16 protein-coding genes are annotated in these 16,128 nt (G+C 61.1%); 6 read left to right on the top strand and 10 right to left on the bottom strand.

The features are described 5' to 3' along the window. Positions 1 to 248: 248 nt before the first annotated feature. Positions 249 to 1,145 (bottom strand): LysR family transcriptional regulator, encoded by an 897-nt coding sequence (locus TRM7615_RS20985; RefSeq protein WP_108791419.1) that lies wholly within the window; start codon positions 1,143 to 1,145, stop codon positions 249 to 251. A gap of 80 nt (positions 1,146 to 1,225) precedes the next feature. Between TRM7615_RS20985 and tcuA the strand changes: the two genes are divergently transcribed. Both tcuA and tcuB read left to right on the top strand, forming a co-directional pair. Next, positions 1,226 to 2,608, top strand: coding sequence for an FAD-dependent tricarballylate dehydrogenase TcuA (gene tcuA, locus TRM7615_RS20990; protein ID WP_108791421.1), 1,383 nt, complete (start codon positions 1,226 to 1,228; stop codon positions 2,606 to 2,608). Next, on the top strand, positions 2,598 to 3,659 hold the full coding sequence (gene tcuB, locus TRM7615_RS20995) for a tricarballylate utilization 4Fe-4S protein TcuB (RefSeq protein WP_108791424.1): 1,062 nt from the start codon (positions 2,598 to 2,600) through the stop codon (positions 3,657 to 3,659). Before tcuA ends, tcuB begins: the two co-directional genes overlap by 11 nt. 236 nt (positions 3,660 to 3,895) lie before the next feature. On the opposite strand, the gene TRM7615_RS21000 is transcribed toward tcuB, so the two are convergent. From TRM7615_RS21000 to TRM7615_RS21025, 6 genes are read right to left on the bottom strand one after another with little or no spacing between them, the layout of a single operon-like run. After that, the gene (locus tag TRM7615_RS21000) at positions 3,896 to 4,960 is read right to left on the bottom strand and encodes an energy transducer TonB family protein (protein WP_108791426.1); all 1,065 of its coding nucleotides are present in this window, start codon (positions 4,958 to 4,960) and stop codon (positions 3,896 to 3,898) included. After that, a complete protein-coding gene (locus TRM7615_RS21005) occupies positions 4,957 to 5,349 on the bottom strand; it encodes an ExbD/TolR family protein (RefSeq protein ID WP_108791428.1) in 393 nt (130 codons plus the stop codon). Before TRM7615_RS21005 ends, TRM7615_RS21000 begins: the two co-directional genes overlap by 4 nt. Position 5,350: 1 nt before the next feature. Beyond that, positions 5,351 to 5,725: a biopolymer transporter ExbD gene (locus TRM7615_RS21010; RefSeq protein ID WP_108791430.1), complete on the bottom strand. Its 375-nt coding sequence runs from the start codon at positions 5,723 to 5,725 to the stop codon at positions 5,351 to 5,353. Beyond that, positions 5,715 to 6,377: a MotA/TolQ/ExbB proton channel family protein gene (locus TRM7615_RS21015; protein ID WP_108791432.1), complete on the bottom strand. Its 663-nt coding sequence runs from the start codon at positions 6,375 to 6,377 to the stop codon at positions 5,715 to 5,717. Before TRM7615_RS21015 ends, TRM7615_RS21010 begins: the two co-directional genes overlap by 11 nt. A gap of 3 nt (positions 6,378 to 6,380) precedes the next feature. Beyond that, on the bottom strand, positions 6,381 to 6,827 hold the full coding sequence (locus TRM7615_RS21020) for a hypothetical protein (RefSeq protein WP_235824170.1): 447 nt from the start codon (positions 6,825 to 6,827) through the stop codon (positions 6,381 to 6,383). A gap of 22 nt (positions 6,828 to 6,849) precedes the next feature. Then, positions 6,850 to 8,892 carry a TonB-dependent receptor domain-containing protein gene (locus TRM7615_RS21025; RefSeq protein WP_108791726.1) on the bottom strand — a complete coding sequence of 681 codons (2,043 nt, stop codon included), beginning with the start codon at positions 8,890 to 8,892 and terminating at the stop codon, positions 6,850 to 6,852. Between the two features lie 236 nt (positions 8,893 to 9,128). On the opposite strand from TRM7615_RS21025, the gene TRM7615_RS21030 reads away from it, so the two are divergent. Genes TRM7615_RS21030 through TRM7615_RS21045 form a run of 4 tightly spaced genes read left to right on the top strand, consistent with a single transcriptional unit; the run spans position 9,129 to position 12,896 of the window. After that, complete coding sequence (locus tag TRM7615_RS21030) at positions 9,129 to 10,187, top strand: hemin-degrading factor (protein ID WP_108791436.1); 1,059 nt, start codon at positions 9,129 to 9,131, stop codon at positions 10,185 to 10,187. Further along, positions 10,187 to 11,041 (top strand): heme/hemin ABC transporter substrate-binding protein, encoded by an 855-nt coding sequence (locus tag TRM7615_RS21035; protein WP_108791438.1) that lies wholly within the window; start codon positions 10,187 to 10,189, stop codon positions 11,039 to 11,041. The genes TRM7615_RS21030 and TRM7615_RS21035 overlap by 1 nt, the downstream gene beginning before the upstream one ends. A gap of 59 nt (positions 11,042 to 11,100) precedes the next feature. After that, positions 11,101 to 12,108 (top strand): FecCD family ABC transporter permease, encoded by a 1,008-nt coding sequence (locus TRM7615_RS21040; protein WP_108791728.1) that lies wholly within the window; start codon positions 11,101 to 11,103, stop codon positions 12,106 to 12,108. A 2-nt stretch (positions 12,109 to 12,110) separates the two neighbouring features. Continuing rightward, positions 12,111 to 12,896 carry a heme ABC transporter ATP-binding protein gene (locus TRM7615_RS21045; RefSeq protein ID WP_108791440.1) on the top strand — a complete coding sequence of 262 codons (786 nt, stop codon included), beginning with the start codon at positions 12,111 to 12,113 and terminating at the stop codon, positions 12,894 to 12,896. Here TRM7615_RS21045 and TRM7615_RS21050 read toward each other — a convergent pair whose 3' ends face one another. The 3 genes from TRM7615_RS21050 to TRM7615_RS21060 form a co-directional block, all read right to left on the bottom strand. Beyond that, positions 12,897 to 14,012, bottom strand: coding sequence for a phage tail sheath family protein (locus tag TRM7615_RS21050; RefSeq protein ID WP_108791442.1), 1,116 nt, complete (start codon positions 14,010 to 14,012; stop codon positions 12,897 to 12,899). It abuts the gene before it with no gap. Positions 14,013 to 14,092: 80 nt separating this feature from the next. Then, positions 14,093 to 15,496, bottom strand: coding sequence for a TRAP transporter large permease (locus TRM7615_RS21055; RefSeq protein ID WP_108791444.1), 1,404 nt, complete (start codon positions 15,494 to 15,496; stop codon positions 14,093 to 14,095). Next, positions 15,489 to 16,124 (bottom strand): TRAP transporter small permease subunit, encoded by a 636-nt coding sequence (locus TRM7615_RS21060; RefSeq protein WP_108791446.1) that lies wholly within the window; start codon positions 16,122 to 16,124, stop codon positions 15,489 to 15,491. The genes TRM7615_RS21055 and TRM7615_RS21060 overlap by 8 nt, the downstream gene beginning before the upstream one ends. Positions 16,125 to 16,128 lie beyond the last annotated feature (4 nt).

Genomic DNA, 16,128 nt, shown 5'->3' on the forward strand with positions numbered 1-16,128 from the left:
GGTTGCGATCACCATAGAGGTCTGAGCATGTTTCTAGGTCCTGACCCTAAGCCCCAAGAACGATTGGGCATACAATGCACGTTGACCACACATGACGCGACGTAGAACGCTGAAAATGCGTGACTTTAGGCTCAGTTCATCATCGGCGTCGCTCTCAAGCGCGCGGCTGCTGGCGCTCGGGGCTTATCGTCTCTGAAAGTGCCCTGTGACACCATTTCAGGTTCCGTTTCCACCACATCTGCCGTTCATCAGGCAACAATTGACCGTATCGCCTGTTTCAAGGCAGCGGCCGCGGTCGTATCAGCCTGGCCCGTGCGTGTCAGCAGCCCGATAGGGCGCTGGATATCGGGCAAATCCAAAGTGCAAACAACGACCTGCGCACGGCCGATGGACGAGAGCGGCACCAACGCGACGCCTTGACCGTCCGCAACCATATCCAACGCGGTCGCCGTGCGACCCACTTCGTATGTCCAGACCGGATGCACCCTTGCGCGGGCCATGGCCTCGTCGATCAACAGGCGGTTTCCGGTACCGCGCGCAGGCAGAATCAAGGACACGTCCGACAGATCAGAGGCGAGGATCCCCGCCTTGCCGGCCAAGTCGTGACTTGGCGGCGCCACCAGAACGATGCGGTCATCAAACAGGGGTTCGAACATCGTTGTCCGCTCAAGAGCCGGAATTGAACACAGGCCGAAATCAGCATCCCCACCCGATACCGCTTCTGTGACCTCATTGGCATCGGCGTCCAAGATGCGAATCCGGGCCACATGCCCCGCCGCGCGAAAGGCCGCCACCGCGGGCGTGATCACCCGAGACACCACGGTTGGGATCGTGGCCACGGTCACGATCAGGCTGCGCTGATGGGCGAAGGCCACGCTGTCATCACGCATGGCCCGCGCGGTGTCTTGCGCGTCTTCCAAAATTGCCTCTGCCCGGGCCTGCAAGCGCTTGGCGGCCAGCGTCGGCTTGACCGCGCGCGTGGTGCGCTCGAACAGGGTCGAGCCCAAGGCCTCTTCCAGCTTGCGCACCCTACGGGTGACGGCTGGTTGGGACAGATTCAACCGCTCCGCAGCCGCATGGAACGAGCCGGTTTCCTTGACCGCCAGAAAGGCCTGCAGGTCGCCAAAGTCGAAATTGATAAGCATTACGCATTAATTGATGAAAAACCCTGATTGGTCAAATCAAACCACGTGGCGTAGGCCCAGTTCAGTAAGGAACACAAGCCATGAATGATTTTGACATTGCAGTGATCGGCGGCGGCAACGCGGCCTTGTGTGCCGCCATGGTGGCCGCACGCGCAGGTGCCCGGGTTCTGATCCTGGAAACTGCACCACAACCCTATCGCGGTGGCAACTCGCGCCACACCCGCAACTTTCGCTGCATGCACGCAGGCCCTCTTGGCCCCCTGACCGACACCTATGACGAAGAGGAATATCTCGCCGACCTGCTCAAGGTCACGGGGGGCAAGACCGACGAGAACCTGGCGCGGTTGGCGATCCGCACGTCCGAAGAATGCCTGCCCTGGATGGAAGGGCATGGTGTACGCTTTCAACCCTCGCTGTCGGGCACGCTGTCCCTGGGCCGGACCAATGCCTTCTTCATGGGCGGCGGCAAATCGCTGGTGAACGCCTATTACCGCACGGCCCAGGCGCTTGGGGTCACGGCGCTCTATGAGGCGCATGTGACCCATCTGGAACTCAACGGCAATCGTATCGAATGGGTCGATTACACCCACCTGGGACAGTCGCATCGGATCACCCCCAAAGCGGTGATCGTGGCGTCGGGTGGCTTTCAGGCTGACACGGAATGGCTCACACGTGCCTGGGGGCCTGCGGCGCAGAACTTTCTGATCCGCGGGACCCCCTACAACCGCGGTGTCGTGCTGGCTGATCTGCTGGATCAAGGCATCGACAGCGTCGGCGATCCGACCCAATGCCACGCCGTCGCCATCGACGGGCGCGCGCCCAAGTTCGACGGCGGCATCGTCACCCGGCTGGACTGCGTGCCCTTTTCCATCGTGGTGAACAAAAACGCGGAACGGTTCTATGACGAGGGCGAGGATGTCTGGCCCAAACGCTATGCCATATGGGGGCGTCTGGTGGCGGCGCAGCCGGATCAGGTGGGCTATGCCATCATCGACGCCAAGGCGCGTGAACTGTTCATGCCCTCGGTCTTTCCCCCGCTACAGGCTGACACGCTGGAGGGGCTGGCCGAGTTGATGGAGCTGCCGCCCGCGCAGCTGCGCGCCACGGTCGAAGCGTTCAATGCCGCCTGTGGCGATACATCGGGCTTTCACCCGACCGAGCTGGATGGGGTTGCCACGTCCGGCATTGAACCGGCTAAGACGAATTGGGCACGCCCGATCTCTGACCCGCCCTTCTTCGGCTATTCGCTGCGCACCGGCGTGACCTTCACCTATCTCGGCCTCAAGGTCGACGCGCGCGCGCAATGCTCTGCGCAAGGCAACAAGATCGAAAACCTTTGGGCGGCGGGCGAAACCATGGCGGGATCGATCCTGGGTCAGGGGTATCTGGCCGGGTTCGGCATGACCATCGGCACCGTATTTGGCCGCATCGCCGGACAGGAGGCAGCAGATTATGCAAACTGAACTGATCGAAGAGGTACGGCGTCAGGCCACCATCTGCAACGCGTGTCGCTACTGTGAAGGTTATTGTTCGGTCTTTCCGGCGCTGCACGCCGAACGCGCATTTGCCGATGGCACGATCACGCAACTGGCCAACCTCTGTCACAACTGCCGGGGGTGCTACTATGCCTGCCAATACACCGCCCCGCATGAGTTCGACCTGAACCTGCCCAAAGCCCTTGCCGAAGTGCGCCGCGACAGCTGGGAGGCCTACACCTGGCCCGCCCCGCTGGCGCGCAGGTTCCACACCCAGGGCGGTGCCATCGCTCTGGCCCTGGTCGCCGGGTTCGCGCTGCTGTTCTGGGCCATCCGCGCCCTTGGCTCGGCCGGAGGCAATGGGTTCTATGCGGTGCTGTCTCACAACGCGATGGTGGCAATCTTTCTGCCTTCTTTCCTGTTGCCGCTGGTCAGCCTGGCGATCAGCCTGCGCCGATATTGGCGTGCCGTTGGGGGATCAATGTTGCAGATCTCGGACGTCAAGGTGGCCCTCACGCGGACGGCGCGGATGACGGATCTGGCTACCGGACATGGCGAGGGGTGCAACTTCGAAGACGAAGACCGCTTTACCCAAGCCCGCCGCCACATGCATCAGGCGGTTATGTGGGGATTTCTGCTGTGTTTTGCAGCCACCAGCGTCGGCACGGTTCTGCATTATGTCTTCGACGCGCCCGCCCCCTACCCGTTCTGGTCCCTGCCCAAGCTTCTGGGCGTGTCCGGCGGCCTGCTGCTGACATTGGGCTGCGGTGGGATGATCGCGCTGAAACTGCGCGCGGATCGTCAGTTAGGCGATGTGGCCGCCTGGGGTGGAGAGATCGGGTTCATCGCGCTTCTGGGGTTTGTCGGGCTCAGTGGCCTGCTGCTCTATTGGCTGGGGGCGACCCTGCTGATGCCAGCCCTTTTGGCCATTCACCTGGGCGCAGTGCTGAGCTTCTTTCTCCTGACTCCCTACACCAAGATGGCGCACGGGTTCTATCGGCTGGCCGCTTTGCTGCGGGACGCGCAACGCAAACGCTGACCAAGGACATTGATCCTTGCACAGCCTTTCGGCCTTGCGTCCTGCGGACGGCAGGGGGCCAGGCTCATTCGGGCAAAGCCCGCATGAGCCTGGCCCAACGGGAGGAGATGTCCCGCAAGGGGCATCGACGACGGGCGGGAGCTTCTCCGCAATATCGAACCCCCCCCTTTCGGATCGAAGATGAGAAACAGAAAATCGCGGTTCTGCAAGCTTCCGTTCAGCGTCAAAACAACGGATCAGTTGCCCTTGATCTCAACCGAAAATCTGCGCCTCGCACCTGCGGGGGGTTTGGGAAACGGAGCCGCCGCCCGCACCTGTGCAAGCGCCACTTGATCAAGTCGGTTGGAGCCTGAACTGCGGCTGATCGAAACTGCCGCAAGCGCCCCACTGTCGGCGATGCGAAAACTCACCCGCGCCAAGCCGCGCACCTTGACTGACTTGCGCCGGGCGCGGTGGATCTTGCGCTTGACCAACCCTGGATAGTTGCTGGCGGCCGCATTGCCAGCCGCGCCCAAGGTCGAGGCTGACTTGCGGGAATTGGCGGAGCTCTTTTGCTTGGTTCCCGTCTCGGTCCCCTTCCTAGCGTTCTGCGTGCTGTTGCCCGCTTTGGCCGCGACCGGGGGTTTGGGCTCTGTTTTCTTGGGTTTCTGCTTGGCAGGTTTTGTCCGCACGTGCCGCTCGGGCCGGGACACGGGCCGGATCGCGGCCATTCGTGCGTCCACCGGGGCCACTTCGGGCTGAGGTTCTTTGCTCTCGATCGGTTGGACAGGCTCAGACACCGTTTCAACAACCGGCTCGGCCACCTCTACGGGCTTTACAGCCTGAACCGGTTCACTTTCCTGCGGCATTATCTCGGCCTCGGCCGGGGTTGCCATCGCCATTTCGAACGGTTTCGCGGCCGCCTCGTTGCTCACCTGATCCACAGCAATCGGAACCGCGGGAGGAAGATTCTGCGGTTTGTGCTGTACCGGAACCGCCACGGCGACGGGTTTCGACACCTCAACAGGTTTTGCCACCTCGATCAGCTTCTCTGGCACAGCCTTTGGAGCGAGCTCAATTGGTTCGGCCTGTGTCTTTTGCACCTCTTCCTGGGTTGGCTGCTCAACTTCAAGGGTCTCGGCCGGGCTGATCGTGCCGGCGGTCATATCGGCAAAAGACGCGCCCAGGGCGGCCTCTGCCACATCACCGCCGCCCTCGATTTCAGCAACGTCCCGGCTGCCGAACCCACCCAATCCGCCCGCATGCGCCCCAAAGGCCACCAGCACCGCAACAACAGCAACAAGTCGGGAATGCGGGATCATTGCAAGCGTCCTTCGGTCACGACAAACACACGGGTCGCCCCCAATGCGCGCAGTTCCGCACCAGCGCGAACCAACTCGCGTGCGGGCAAGGCGCGGTCGGGTACGATCCGGACCTCTTCAAGCGGGGCGGCTACGCTGACACGTTCAACATAGGCCGCAACCGAGGTCAGCGTCGCGTCGCGCAGGGACAGCCGACCATCGGCGTGAATGACCAGCGTATCGGGCGGCTCTCGCCCCTCAAGATCGCTGGTTTCCACCAGTTCCAACGAGGTGTCGAGCGGCGGCGCCAAGGTCCCTGCGATCATGAAAAACACCAACATCAGAAAGACGATGTTGATCAGGGCAATCGTGGGCTCGCGGCCTGATTTTGGTCTCTTGGCCAGGTTCATCTCAGTTCAGCACCATGGTCTGCGTATTAGGCAAAGGCCGCAGGACGGCCAGTACATCGATCAACTGCTGCGAGGATGTCTGATCTGAAAACGCCAGCACCAGCATCTGTTCGGTCTCGGTCGCAAGCCGTTCAGCAATTGCCACAAAGTCGGTGTCCTGGCCATCGACCAACAACCTGTCGCCATCCAGTTTGACAAAACGCGTCACGCGCTCGGATTGGCTGGGTGCGCCCGGTGCGCCGCCGGTCAATTCGACCTCGCTGTAACGTGAAAAGGTCGAAGTGAGCATGAAGAACAGCAAAAGCAGAAAGATGACATCGATCAACGACGTCATCGAAAGCCGCTTGCGGCGGCGTTTTGCGGTCTCAAGCGCCATGGGCCACCGATTGCATGACCGGAGATGCCTCGCGCAGAACCTTCTGGCCAGGGGCAAAGACCGTGCGCAGGGCGCGGTTGGCAAAGACGCGTTCGCGGTGCATGCGCGCCTCGAACCAGGTTAGGATCAGCGATGTTGGCATCGCCACGGCGAGACCTGCAGCAGTGGTCAAAAGCGCCACCCAGATGCCGCCGGCCAACAGCGAGGGATCGACCGAGCTGCCGGCGGATTGCAGCTTTTGAAACGCCTCGATCATGCCCAGAACAGTGCCGAACAGGCCCAACAGCGGCGCCAGCTGGGCCACCATGTCCAGCGCGCTCAGGCCGCGCTCCAACTGGCTGAACCGCTCTTCTGCTTCGGCATCGGTGCGTTCTGACAGCTCACCCGGCCCACCATCGACGGCCATCTCGATCACCGGGGCCAGATAGCTGCGGCTTTTGGCCAGGTGGCGCAAAGCTAATGTCTCGTCTCCCCGGTCCCAGGCGTCCAGCGCATGGGACAGTTCGATATGCCGACCGACGCCCGCCGCACGGTATTGCCACAGCTTGTACAGCACCAATGCCGCCGTCACGACCGAGGTCAGAAGAAGCGCGACCACCACCGGTCCACCAAGCTCAAGAACGCCGATCAGCGCCTGTTCGATACGCTCCATGGATCACCCGATCAATTCAGTTTTGGTGCGCGTGCTCAGGTCCAAGTCCCGCACACAGGCCTTGTCATCCAACCCCGGCGCCTCGCAGCGCTCGGCCCCGTTGATCAGCACCCTTGAGATCTGAGCGCAGGCCATGTCCGGGAAATGAAACTGGCGCACGCGGGGACGATCCGCTGGCAACTCCTGAAAATCCAGAAGCGCCATGCGCACCACTTGCCCCTGCTCGCCAAACAGAACCGTTTCATAGACGGCACTGGCGATGTCCGAGGGGTGGCGGTTCTGGATCAGGAAACTGACCCGGCATCCCGCCCCCTCGTCCTGGGTTGCACTCAGCTCGATGGCGACGCCGGGTGCAGGTTTAGCCTGTTGTGCCAGGGTGCTGCCTGCCCGCAAAGTCAGGGGCAGCGCCAGCAGGGCAAACATTATGTCTTTCAAAGCTTTATGTGCCATCTTTGCCTTTTCTCCAGTTGCTTCAGAAGGTCTTTGCGACGGTCAGCTTGAAGTTGCGACCCGCAGCCGGACGGGTCGACAACTGTGTCTGATACTGTTTGTTGAGAATGTTCTCGATCCCGACGCGAACTTCGGTTCCAGCAAACACGCCATTCTGCGGGCGATAGGTTGCACGCAGGTTGTTGACCGCATAGCCGCCAAGATACCCCGAGCCGTTGATCGCGTTTGTGCCTTCGGCCGCAACAACCTCCCAGCTGACATCCAAGGCCTGGCTAAAGTTCTTGCCGACTGTCAAAGCCACGGATCCAACCGGAGCGAAGATCCAGTCGGTGGTGGTGCCGCCAGGCGCCGTTTGATCACCGCTGGCCTTGGTGCCATTCAGATCGACGTAAAAGCCGCTGGAATGGGCATAAGAGGCTTCGATCTCGACACCGCTGACGTCCACTTCGGTCAGAACGTTGCCGGTCGCGCGGACATCTTTCAAAGCGGTGTCATAATAGTTGAGCTTGAATGCCAGGCGGTCACCGGTCGAGAACAGATCGTCGCGCAGGTACGAGAAACCCGCCTCATACGTGGTGCCCTTCTCAGGGACCCAGACCGACGACGGCTTGTCCAGGCGGTCGATGATCGGGAACACCTCGGTATAGGCCGCGCTGGCGAACACGGCAAAACCGCTGTTAAATTCATAGCGTACCGACAAACCACCCATCAAAGCGCTGTTGTCGAATTCACCGTTGTAGGGGAGCGTCGCGCCGGGAGAAATCTCGTCGGTGCCCTTCACCTTCTGCGACTCGTAACGGAGTGCCGGTGTCAGGGTCAGAGCATCGGTGACTTCGATATCATCCACTGCAAAGATTGCCCAACGACGGTCCGTCCCGCCCGGTGCCGAGTTGGCATCAGCGCGTTCACGGTTGATGAATTCCACCCCAAAGCGCAGGTCGTGCGAGGCCGAACCGGTCTGAAAGAAGCTGCTGTTTTTGACGGTCAGCTTGGTCGTTTTGTAATTGTGATCGGCATTCAACAGGTTCGACACGGCGTTGTCACAGCCCGGGAAACCAGAACAAGAACCTGGAATATAGGTACTGTCGATGTCCTGCTCGGTATAGGTCAGCGTTGCTTCGACATTGACCAGATCATTGCCTGCAGGCGTGAACGCATACCGCAGTCCGGCGGTGCGGCTGTCGACCACCCGGTCAACGTTGCCGAAGTAGAACCCGCCACCCGAAGACGCGCCAAGAATATCATAGGGCACATCCTTGTCATTCGAATGGGTGACGTTGTACCAGGTCGACACGGCATGTTCCCGGTCCGTCCCGAAGGTGTACCGCCCCTTGGCCAGGAAAGAATAGTCCTTGAAATCCGTGCCGGTGATGGTGTTGCTGCGCGCGTCTTCGTACTGATCCTGATCCCGATAGGTATAGTTCAACAGGAATTCGGCATCCTCAGTCGGCTGGAAGGCCAGGATCGACGATGAAGCCCAGCCAGTGCCGTTGGATTGCGCCTCCAGCGTTTGACGGAACCGCGTACCGATCTCGCCGCCTGTGAAGTCCGAAGCGTCCTTGGTTTCAAGCTGAACCACGCCGCCCACGACGCCCGAGCCGAACTCGAACGAGCCGACTGTGCCGCGAATGACCGACACCGATTTGTAAAGAGAGGGGTCGGTGAACAGCTGGTTGCCGATACGATAGATTTCCTCGCCGCCGGTGGTCGCGCCATCCACGGTGATCAGAACGCGCGGGTTCGTGCCATAGGTTCCGTCGGCACCAAAACCACGGATCGAGATGCCCGAAGACTGTGGGGTCGACCCGTTCACCAAGGTCACGCCGGGGACCGAGTCGATCAACTCTGCGATGGTCGAGGCCTGGCGGTCGTCAATCTCTTCCTGGTCGATGTTGGTGACCGGAACGGCAGTGCTGGTTTGAACTTCGCGTTTGCTTTCGCCCAACTCGATGGTGCCCAGGAATTCGTCATCCTCACCGGTTTCCTGCGCAGCTGCCAATCCGGCAACCAGGCTGAGGCAAGAGGCAGAGCCGATCAGAACGGCCCTCAGGTTACGTGCACGCATATCTATCCCTTCGATGCATACGAAGACCGAATAGGGCTGGCACGTGCTGGCGTTTGGGTCTGTTTTTTTGATCTTTTTTGGAATCGCGTTTTCAGCGATCTTGCGCTCGGTATTAAATTTTACTAATTTAGTCAACATTGATCGTTACGATGTGAACGAACCGCCAGCCGCCTTGCCCGCCCCGGGGCCGTCGTGTGCCGCCAGCTGCCTCACCGCCAAACAGAACTGGAACACACATGACCGAACAGGCCCCTGCCCTGTCCCCGCGCGATATCCTGGCCGCGCGTCAGGACAACCTCTCGCTGCGCGACCGCGATCTGGCCGACAAGCTGGGAATCACCGAAGCCCAACTGGTCGCCGCCCATGTGGGCATAGACGTCACCCGTATCTCGGCTGACCTGAACGACATCTTTCCGCGCCTGCAGGGGTTGGGAGAGGTCATGGCCCTGACCCGCAACCGCTCTTGCGTGATCGAAAAGGTAGGGCAGTATGTAAACTACCACGCGGGCAAACATGCCTCGATGGTGCTGACCGCCGACATCGACCTGCGCATGTTCCCCTCTCACTGGGTGTCGGCCTTTGCTGTTGAACGCACCACGGACCGCACAATTCGCCGCTCGCTGCAGATCTTTGACGCCGCCGGCGACGCCGTGCACAAGATTTTCCTGCGTGACGGATCGGACCTTGCCCATTGGAACGCCCTGGTGCGTGATCTGCGCCTCGACCACCAGCCACAAACCTTGGAGGTCGACCCCCGCAAGCCGGTCGAGGCCCCCAAGGCCAACGCCGACAAGGCCGACATTCTGCGCGCTGAGTGGGCCAAGATGACGGACACGCATCAGTTCCTGCGGCTGACGTCAAAGCTCAAGATGAACCGTCTGGGCGCCTATCGCATTGCCGGTGAGCCTCTGGCGCGCCTGATTGAACCTGCTGAGATCGACACCATGCTGGAAGCCGTCCGCGATCAGGGGATCGAAGTCATGGTCTTTGTCGGCAACCAGGGCTGCATCGAAATTCACGGCGGCCCTATCGAGACACTGAAATCCATGGGCCCCTGGCAGAACGTGCTGGACCCACGGTTCAACCTGCACCTGCGCAGCGATCACATCGCCGAGGTCTGGGCCGTCACCAAACCCACCCAACGCGGCCCCGCCGTATCGGTCGAGGCCTTTGATGCCGAGGGCGGGTTGATCTTCCATGTCTTTGGTCGCCGGACTGAGGCCCGCGACAGTCGGCCGGAATGGGGCACAATCGTTGAAGGGCTCAAATCAGCCAAGCACAAGGAAACCGCCTGATGCGCACGCTTTTGACAACGGCGGCACTTGTGCTGGCTGCCACCACCGTTGCCGCCGAAGACCGGGCCAGCCGGATCATCTCGATCGGCGGAGCCGTGACCGAGATTGTCTATGCCCTTGGGCAAGAGGACCGTCTGGTGGGGCGCGACCGCACCTCGACCTATCCGGTGGCCGCAAACGAGCTGCCCGACATCGGCTATATGCGGGCGCTTGCGCCCGAGGGCGTGCTGTCGGTCTCTCCAGATCTGATCATTTCGGTCGAAGGCTCTGGCCCGCCCGAAACCATCGACGTTTTGCGCAATGCCAATGTTGAAATGATTGAAATTGCTGACGAGTATACCCGCGATGGTATCGTGGAAAAAATCCGCGCTGTGGGGGCCGCTCTGGAACAAGAGGCTGCCGCTGATGAACTGGCCGCACAGGTAGGGGCCGAGATCGACAAGGCCCATGCCGCCGCCATTGATGCCTCGATCTCTGATCCGCAGCGGGTGTTGTTCATCCTGTCGACGCGCGGCGGCAAGATCACCGCGTCCGGGACCGGCACCAGCGCGGATGGCATCATACGTCTGGCGGGTGGTGTCAACGCAGTGACCGAGTTCGAAAGCTGGAAGGAAATGTCGCCCGAGGCGGTCAGCCTGGCCGCCCCGGACGTGATCCTGATGATGGCCCGCGGTGGTGATCATGGCGCGGCCATCGAAGAGCTGCTGTCGATGCCCGCCATCGCACTGACACCGGCCGGTCAGCACGGGCGCATCGTGCGCATGGACGGGCTACATCTGCTGGGCTTTGGTCCGCGCACGGCCAGCGTCATCACCGAGCTGTCCCAGGCCCTGCAACAGGGAACAGACTCGTGACAGCCCTGGCCGATCACACGGCCGTGGTCGAGGTTGACCGGCGGGACCTGGCCCGCCGGATGACCTGGGTTTTGGGCGCCTTGCTGATCGCGGTCAGCCTGGGCAGCCTTGCGGTTGGCGCCTCCGAGGCCTCCTTGTGGCGGGCGCTGTCAGATCTGGCGCAGGGCAACGCGCTCAGCACACTGGACCGGGTGGTGCTGGTGGACATCCGCCTGCCCCGCATGGTCATGGGCATCATGGTCGGCGGCGCACTGGCACTGTCGGGTGTGATGATGCAAGGCCTCTTCCGCAATCCGCTGGCCGATCCCGGCATCGTCGGTGTCAGCGCCGGTGCGGGCTTTGGTGCCATCGTCTCGATCGTGTTGGGCAGCATGCTCCCCGTGGCCGTGCTGGCCTGGGCGGGCAGCTGGCTGACCGCCATCGCGGCGTTTCTGGGCAGCTGGATCTCGACGCTCCTGCTTTATCGCGTGTCGACACGGCACGGACAGACATCGGTGGCGACCATGCTGCTGGCGGGCATTGCGCTTGGCGCCATGACCGGTGCTTTGGGCGGCATTCTGGTCTTCATGGCCGATGATCAGCAATTGCGAGATCTGACCTTCTGGGGCATGGGCTCGTTGGCTGCGGCCACCTGGACCAAAATTGCCACGGCAGCCCCGATCATGGCTCTGGCCGGACTCGCCTCGGTCTTTATCGCGCGTGGCCTCAACGGCCTGTCGATGGGAGAGGCCGTGGCCCACCACATCGGCATCAACGTGCAGCGCACCAAGAACATCGCCATCTTGTCGGTGGCTGCTGCCACCGGAGCCGCCGTCGCCATTTCGGGCGGGATCGGATTTGTCGGCATCGTGGTGCCACATCTGCTGCGCTTGTCTACCGGGCCGGATCACCACCGGCTGCTGCCAAACGCGGCCCTTCTGGGGGCTAGCCTGTTGCTGGGGGCCGACATGATCAGCCGTGTCATCGTGGCTCCGGCGGAACTGCCCATCGGGATCGTCACGGCCATTTTGGGCGCGCCCGTTTTTCTGTGGATTCTGTTACGCCGCTTTGGCCAGTTGGGGATGTAAAGATGCAAGCCAAAGACATCCGCGTCAAAATCGGGCGCAAGGACATCCTGCACGGGGTGAATTTTCGCGCCGAGCCGGGCAAGGTCACCGCAATCATCGGCCCCAACGGCTCGGGCAAGTCGACGCTGCTCAAGGCGATGACAGGCGAGCACGACTACACCGGCCAGATCACCCTGAACGGTCAGGACGTGCGCGCGTTGAAACCTTGGCAGCTGGCACCGCTGCGGGCGGTCCTGCCCCAGGCGGCGACGGTGGCCTTTCCCTATACTGTGACCGAGATCGTGCGCATGGGTCAAATGGGAGGTCTGTCAGGCGAGGACCCTACCCTGCCCGCGCGCGCCCTTGCCCGCGTTGATCTGGCAGGGTTCGGACCGCGGTTCTATTCCGACCTTTCGGGCGGTGAACAGCAGCGTGTGCAGCTTGCGCGTGTGCTGGCGCAGGTTTGGGAACCGGCAGATGACGGGCAACCACGCTGGCTGTTTCTGGATGAGCCGGTGGCAAGCCTGGACATCGCGCATCAGTTCACCGTGCTCGACGTGGCACGCGACTTTGCCCTTGCGGGCGGTGGCGTGGTGGTGGTCATGCACGACCTGAACCTGACGGCAATGTTTGCTGACAAGGTCACCGTCATGCACAAGGGCCGCATCGCCGCCAGCGGATCGCCCGTCGACACCATCACCCGGGGTCTGCTGGAAGACGTTTATGGCTGTTCCATCGACGTCAGCCGCGCCCCTGGCAAAGGCGTCCCCTTCCTGCTGCCGCAAATGCGTGAGACGGGTGTGACCTGATCACTCGGATGGCGCTTCCGGGTTCGGGAGCGCCGTCTGAAACTCAATTCGCAGAATTGAAAACTCGGCCGGGCGTAAGGTGCTGACCCCCACCTCGCACACCAATCTACCCTGGTCCAAGTCGGACTGCGTCATCGTTTCGGGCCCGCAGCGGACAAAGTATGACTGTTCCACTGTCTCTCCGACAAGCGCTCCGCTGCGCCAGATCGCGGTCAGGAAAGCAGACACTTGCGCGCGAACGCGGGTCCAGGTGGGCGGCTCGTTCGGTTCGAAGGCGACCCATTCAATGCCGCGCAAGAGCGACTGTTCCACCATGCTCATCAGACGGCGTTCGGACACATAGCGCATTTCGTGTCCGTTTGGCGCACGGGTGCGCGCACCCCAAATGCGAATGCCCCGGCCCTTGATCTGGCGCAGGGCATTGACGTTGGCCGCATTCAACCCTTCTTGGTCGGCATCAGTCAGATCCTGGGTCAGAACATGGGCATCAATCACCCGCTCGTTGGCAGGGGCTTTCCACACGCCGCGGTCGTGAGCGACGCGCGCAAAGACCCCGCATACATGCCCCGACGGCGGCGTCGGCTCTGTCGGGGCGTCTTTGTTTCCGGCCAGGAACCAGGGCAGATACATGGCGGCCTTCCCGGTACGCGCCAATGGGATGCCGGCAAAATCCGAGGCATTCGACACCTGAGCCGGTCCATCCAGAACAGCGAAACGATTTTCATGCGTTTCGCAATGATCGATCAGGGCGGCATGGCTTTGCGCATCCACGAAACCCGGCGCGGCAACCAGATGGATGTCCAAGTTTCGGTCCAGCAATTCCAAAGGCTCGGTTTCAATCTTGGTGTCATTGGCCGGCACACCCAGCACATAAAGATCACGACCACCGTTTTGGACAAACCCGTGAACCGCCCGCTTCAGAACACAATCCGGCCAGTCTGAATATTGCAGATCCGAGCTGCCGTTCGAAAGTACAGGCAACAGGGTCTCGCTCGGCAGATCAGACACCGGCAGATGACCGATCAAAACAGTCACAGACGTCCCACACATCACGATGGACGGTGCGTCGCCTTGCAATTCTTCGACGTAAACACCTGGACCTGAAAATTCTGGCATCAAACAAACTCAAAACAACGGAAATTTTGAATGCATCCTAAGCGGGAATGCCCAAATCAGGCAATCCCGTTATTTCGCCTCTATTGCGCCAAAGACGGCAAATATAGGACAATTGCCGGAAACGCGACCAGCAGTGCAATCGTGATGGCATCCGCCACAAAGAACGGCATCACGCCACGGAACACATCCTGCACGCTCAGATCCGGACGCACGCCTGCCACCACAAAGCAGTTAAGGCCGATGGGCGGTGTGATCAGACAGAATTCGGCCATCTTGACCACCAGGATCCCGAACCAGATCGCACACATGGGACCGCTCATCCCAAACGCACTGTCGGCAGCAGCAACACTTTCGCCACCGTTCAACGCCATGACCGCCGGATAGACAACGGGCAGCGTCAACAACAGCATACCAATGGCATCCATGAACATCCCGAGCACCGCATAGGCCAGCAGGATGCAGACAAGGATCAGCATGGGTGACATTTCCAGCGCGGTGATCCAATCGGAAAATGCGCCGGGCAAATCTGCAAAGCCGAGGAACCGCACGTAAATCAGGACGCCCCAGATGATGGTGAAGATCATCACAGTCAGCTTGGCAGTTTCCAAAAGCGCCGATTTGAACTCGGCCCATTTCATGCCCCGCAGCACAGCCATGCAGAACACGACAAACGCGCCCAAAGCCCCGCCCTCGGTGGGCGTCCCCCAGGCGTCGCCGCCAAAGGGGTTGTAGACAAAGCAGATGATGATCACGACGACAAAGACGATTGGCAATGCGCCCGGCAGCGAAGCAAAGCGTTCGCGCCAGGTAAAACCGGTCACAGGCGGACCCACGTTTTTGAAGATCACGGCGATACCCACGATCAAAAGACCGTAAATAATTGCCGAGAAAGCGCCGGGGATGAAGCCTGCGAGCAGCAGTTTGCCCACGTCTTGTTCTACGATGATGGCATAAATCACCAGGATGGCCGATGGCGGGATCAGCGAGGCCAGCGTGCCCCCTGCCGCCACAACACCCGCGGCAAAGCGTTTGTTGTAGCCAATCGCCAACATCTCAGGGATGGCAATGCGGGCAAAGACGGCAGATGTCGCCACAGAGGCCCCTGACACGGCTGCGAACCCTGCAGTGGCAAAAACCGTCGATACGGCCAACCCACCGGGCAACCAGGCAATCCAGCGTTTGGCAGCCTCGAACAGCGCCTTTGTCAGGCCCGCGTAGTAGGCGAGATAACCGATCAAGATGAAGGTGGGGATCAGGCTGAGCGCCTGGCTCGACACCTTGGAATGGGGCACCTGCCCCGCGATTTTGACCGAGACGGTCAGCGCCTTGCCAAACTTGTCCGGCTCATAGCCGAATTTGGCCCAGAATATCCAGATCAGGCCAACCAGCCCCGCCATACCCGCGGCAAAGGCCACGCGCATACCCAGAACAACCATCAGCAGCAGGCCGCCGGTGACCCAAAGGCCGATATCAATGCTATCCATTGTCGTGCCCCTCAAGCTGCTCGGCCTCGGCGGCAGCTTGGGCCGCCGTATCCTGGATCAAGGGCACTGCGACGGGGCTTTCCAGCCCCAAGACCAACGCGCGGCCATAACCCCAGATCTGCAACATCAACCGCAAACACAGCACCGCGAACGCCACCGGGGCCAATAATTTGGCGGGCCAGATCGGGATGCCGATGTCGATAGAGCTGTCGCGACTCCACAGTGGTGCATTGAAATCGAAGGCGCGCAGGAAATGCTCCCAGCTGCCCCAGACCAGTGCCATCATCAACAGCAGGATCAGCGTCACGGACAAAAGCTCAAAGAACCACAGCGCGCGCCCGGACAGCTTGCTGACCACCAGATCCATACGGATGTGGCCGCCATCGCGCTGTACGTAAGCGATGCCCATAAAGGCAATCAGCGGCATCGCCTGTTCGATCCAATCCACATAGCCGGGCAGCGGTGCATTGAATGCGTTGCGCCCCCCGACCGACACCACTGCCAGCACCATCAAGCTGAAAACAGCCAACCCGCTGAGCAATGCCAGAAACCGCTCGATCGTCAAAAGCGACCGATCCAACCTGCTGAGCAGGCTGAGATCCTCTAATACCGAGGCTTGTCCTGCCATGGCA

Origin of the sequence: Falsiruegeria mediterranea M17 (genome assembly GCF_900302455.1) — a bacterium.
GTDB classification, from domain to species: domain Bacteria; phylum Pseudomonadota; class Alphaproteobacteria; order Rhodobacterales; family Rhodobacteraceae; genus Falsiruegeria; species Falsiruegeria mediterranea.

Coding starts and splice junctions, on each gene's coding strand:
- TRM7615_RS21045 (WP_108791440.1), top strand. CDS start 12,111: ATGCAAGCCAAAGACATCCGCGTCAAAATCGGGCGCAAGGACATCCTG.
- tcuA (WP_108791421.1), top strand. CDS start 1,226: ATGAATGATTTTGACATTGCAGTGATCGGCGGCGGCAACGCGGCCTTG.
- TRM7615_RS21055 (WP_108791444.1), bottom strand. CDS start 15,496: ATGGATAGCATTGATATCGGCCTTTGGGTCACCGGCGGCCTGCTGCTG.
- TRM7615_RS21030 (WP_108791436.1), top strand. CDS start 9,129: ATGACCGAACAGGCCCCTGCCCTGTCCCCGCGCGATATCCTGGCCGCG.
- TRM7615_RS21020 (WP_235824170.1), bottom strand. CDS start 6,827: ATGGCACATAAAGCTTTGAAAGACATAATGTTTGCCCTGCTGGCGCTG.
- TRM7615_RS21010 (WP_108791430.1), bottom strand. CDS start 5,725: ATGGCGCTTGAGACCGCAAAACGCCGCCGCAAGCGGCTTTCGATGACG.
- TRM7615_RS21025 (WP_108791726.1), bottom strand. CDS start 8,892: ATGCGTGCACGTAACCTGAGGGCCGTTCTGATCGGCTCTGCCTCTTGC.
- TRM7615_RS21060 (WP_108791446.1), bottom strand. CDS start 16,124: ATGGCAGGACAAGCCTCGGTATTAGAGGATCTCAGCCTGCTCAGCAGG.
- TRM7615_RS21015 (WP_108791432.1), bottom strand. CDS start 6,377: ATGGAGCGTATCGAACAGGCGCTGATCGGCGTTCTTGAGCTTGGTGGA.
- TRM7615_RS20985 (WP_108791419.1), bottom strand. CDS start 1,145: ATGCTTATCAATTTCGACTTTGGCGACCTGCAGGCCTTTCTGGCGGTC.
- TRM7615_RS21000 (WP_108791426.1), bottom strand. CDS start 4,960: ATGATCCCGCATTCCCGACTTGTTGCTGTTGTTGCGGTGCTGGTGGCC.
- TRM7615_RS21035 (WP_108791438.1), top strand. CDS start 10,187: ATGCGCACGCTTTTGACAACGGCGGCACTTGTGCTGGCTGCCACCACC.
- TRM7615_RS21040 (WP_108791728.1), top strand. CDS start 11,101: ATGACCTGGGTTTTGGGCGCCTTGCTGATCGCGGTCAGCCTGGGCAGC.
- TRM7615_RS21050 (WP_108791442.1), bottom strand. CDS start 14,012: ATGCCAGAATTTTCAGGTCCAGGTGTTTACGTCGAAGAATTGCAAGGC.
- tcuB (WP_108791424.1), top strand. CDS start 2,598: ATGCAAACTGAACTGATCGAAGAGGTACGGCGTCAGGCCACCATCTGC.
- TRM7615_RS21005 (WP_108791428.1), bottom strand. CDS start 5,349: ATGAACCTGGCCAAGAGACCAAAATCAGGCCGCGAGCCCACGATTGCC.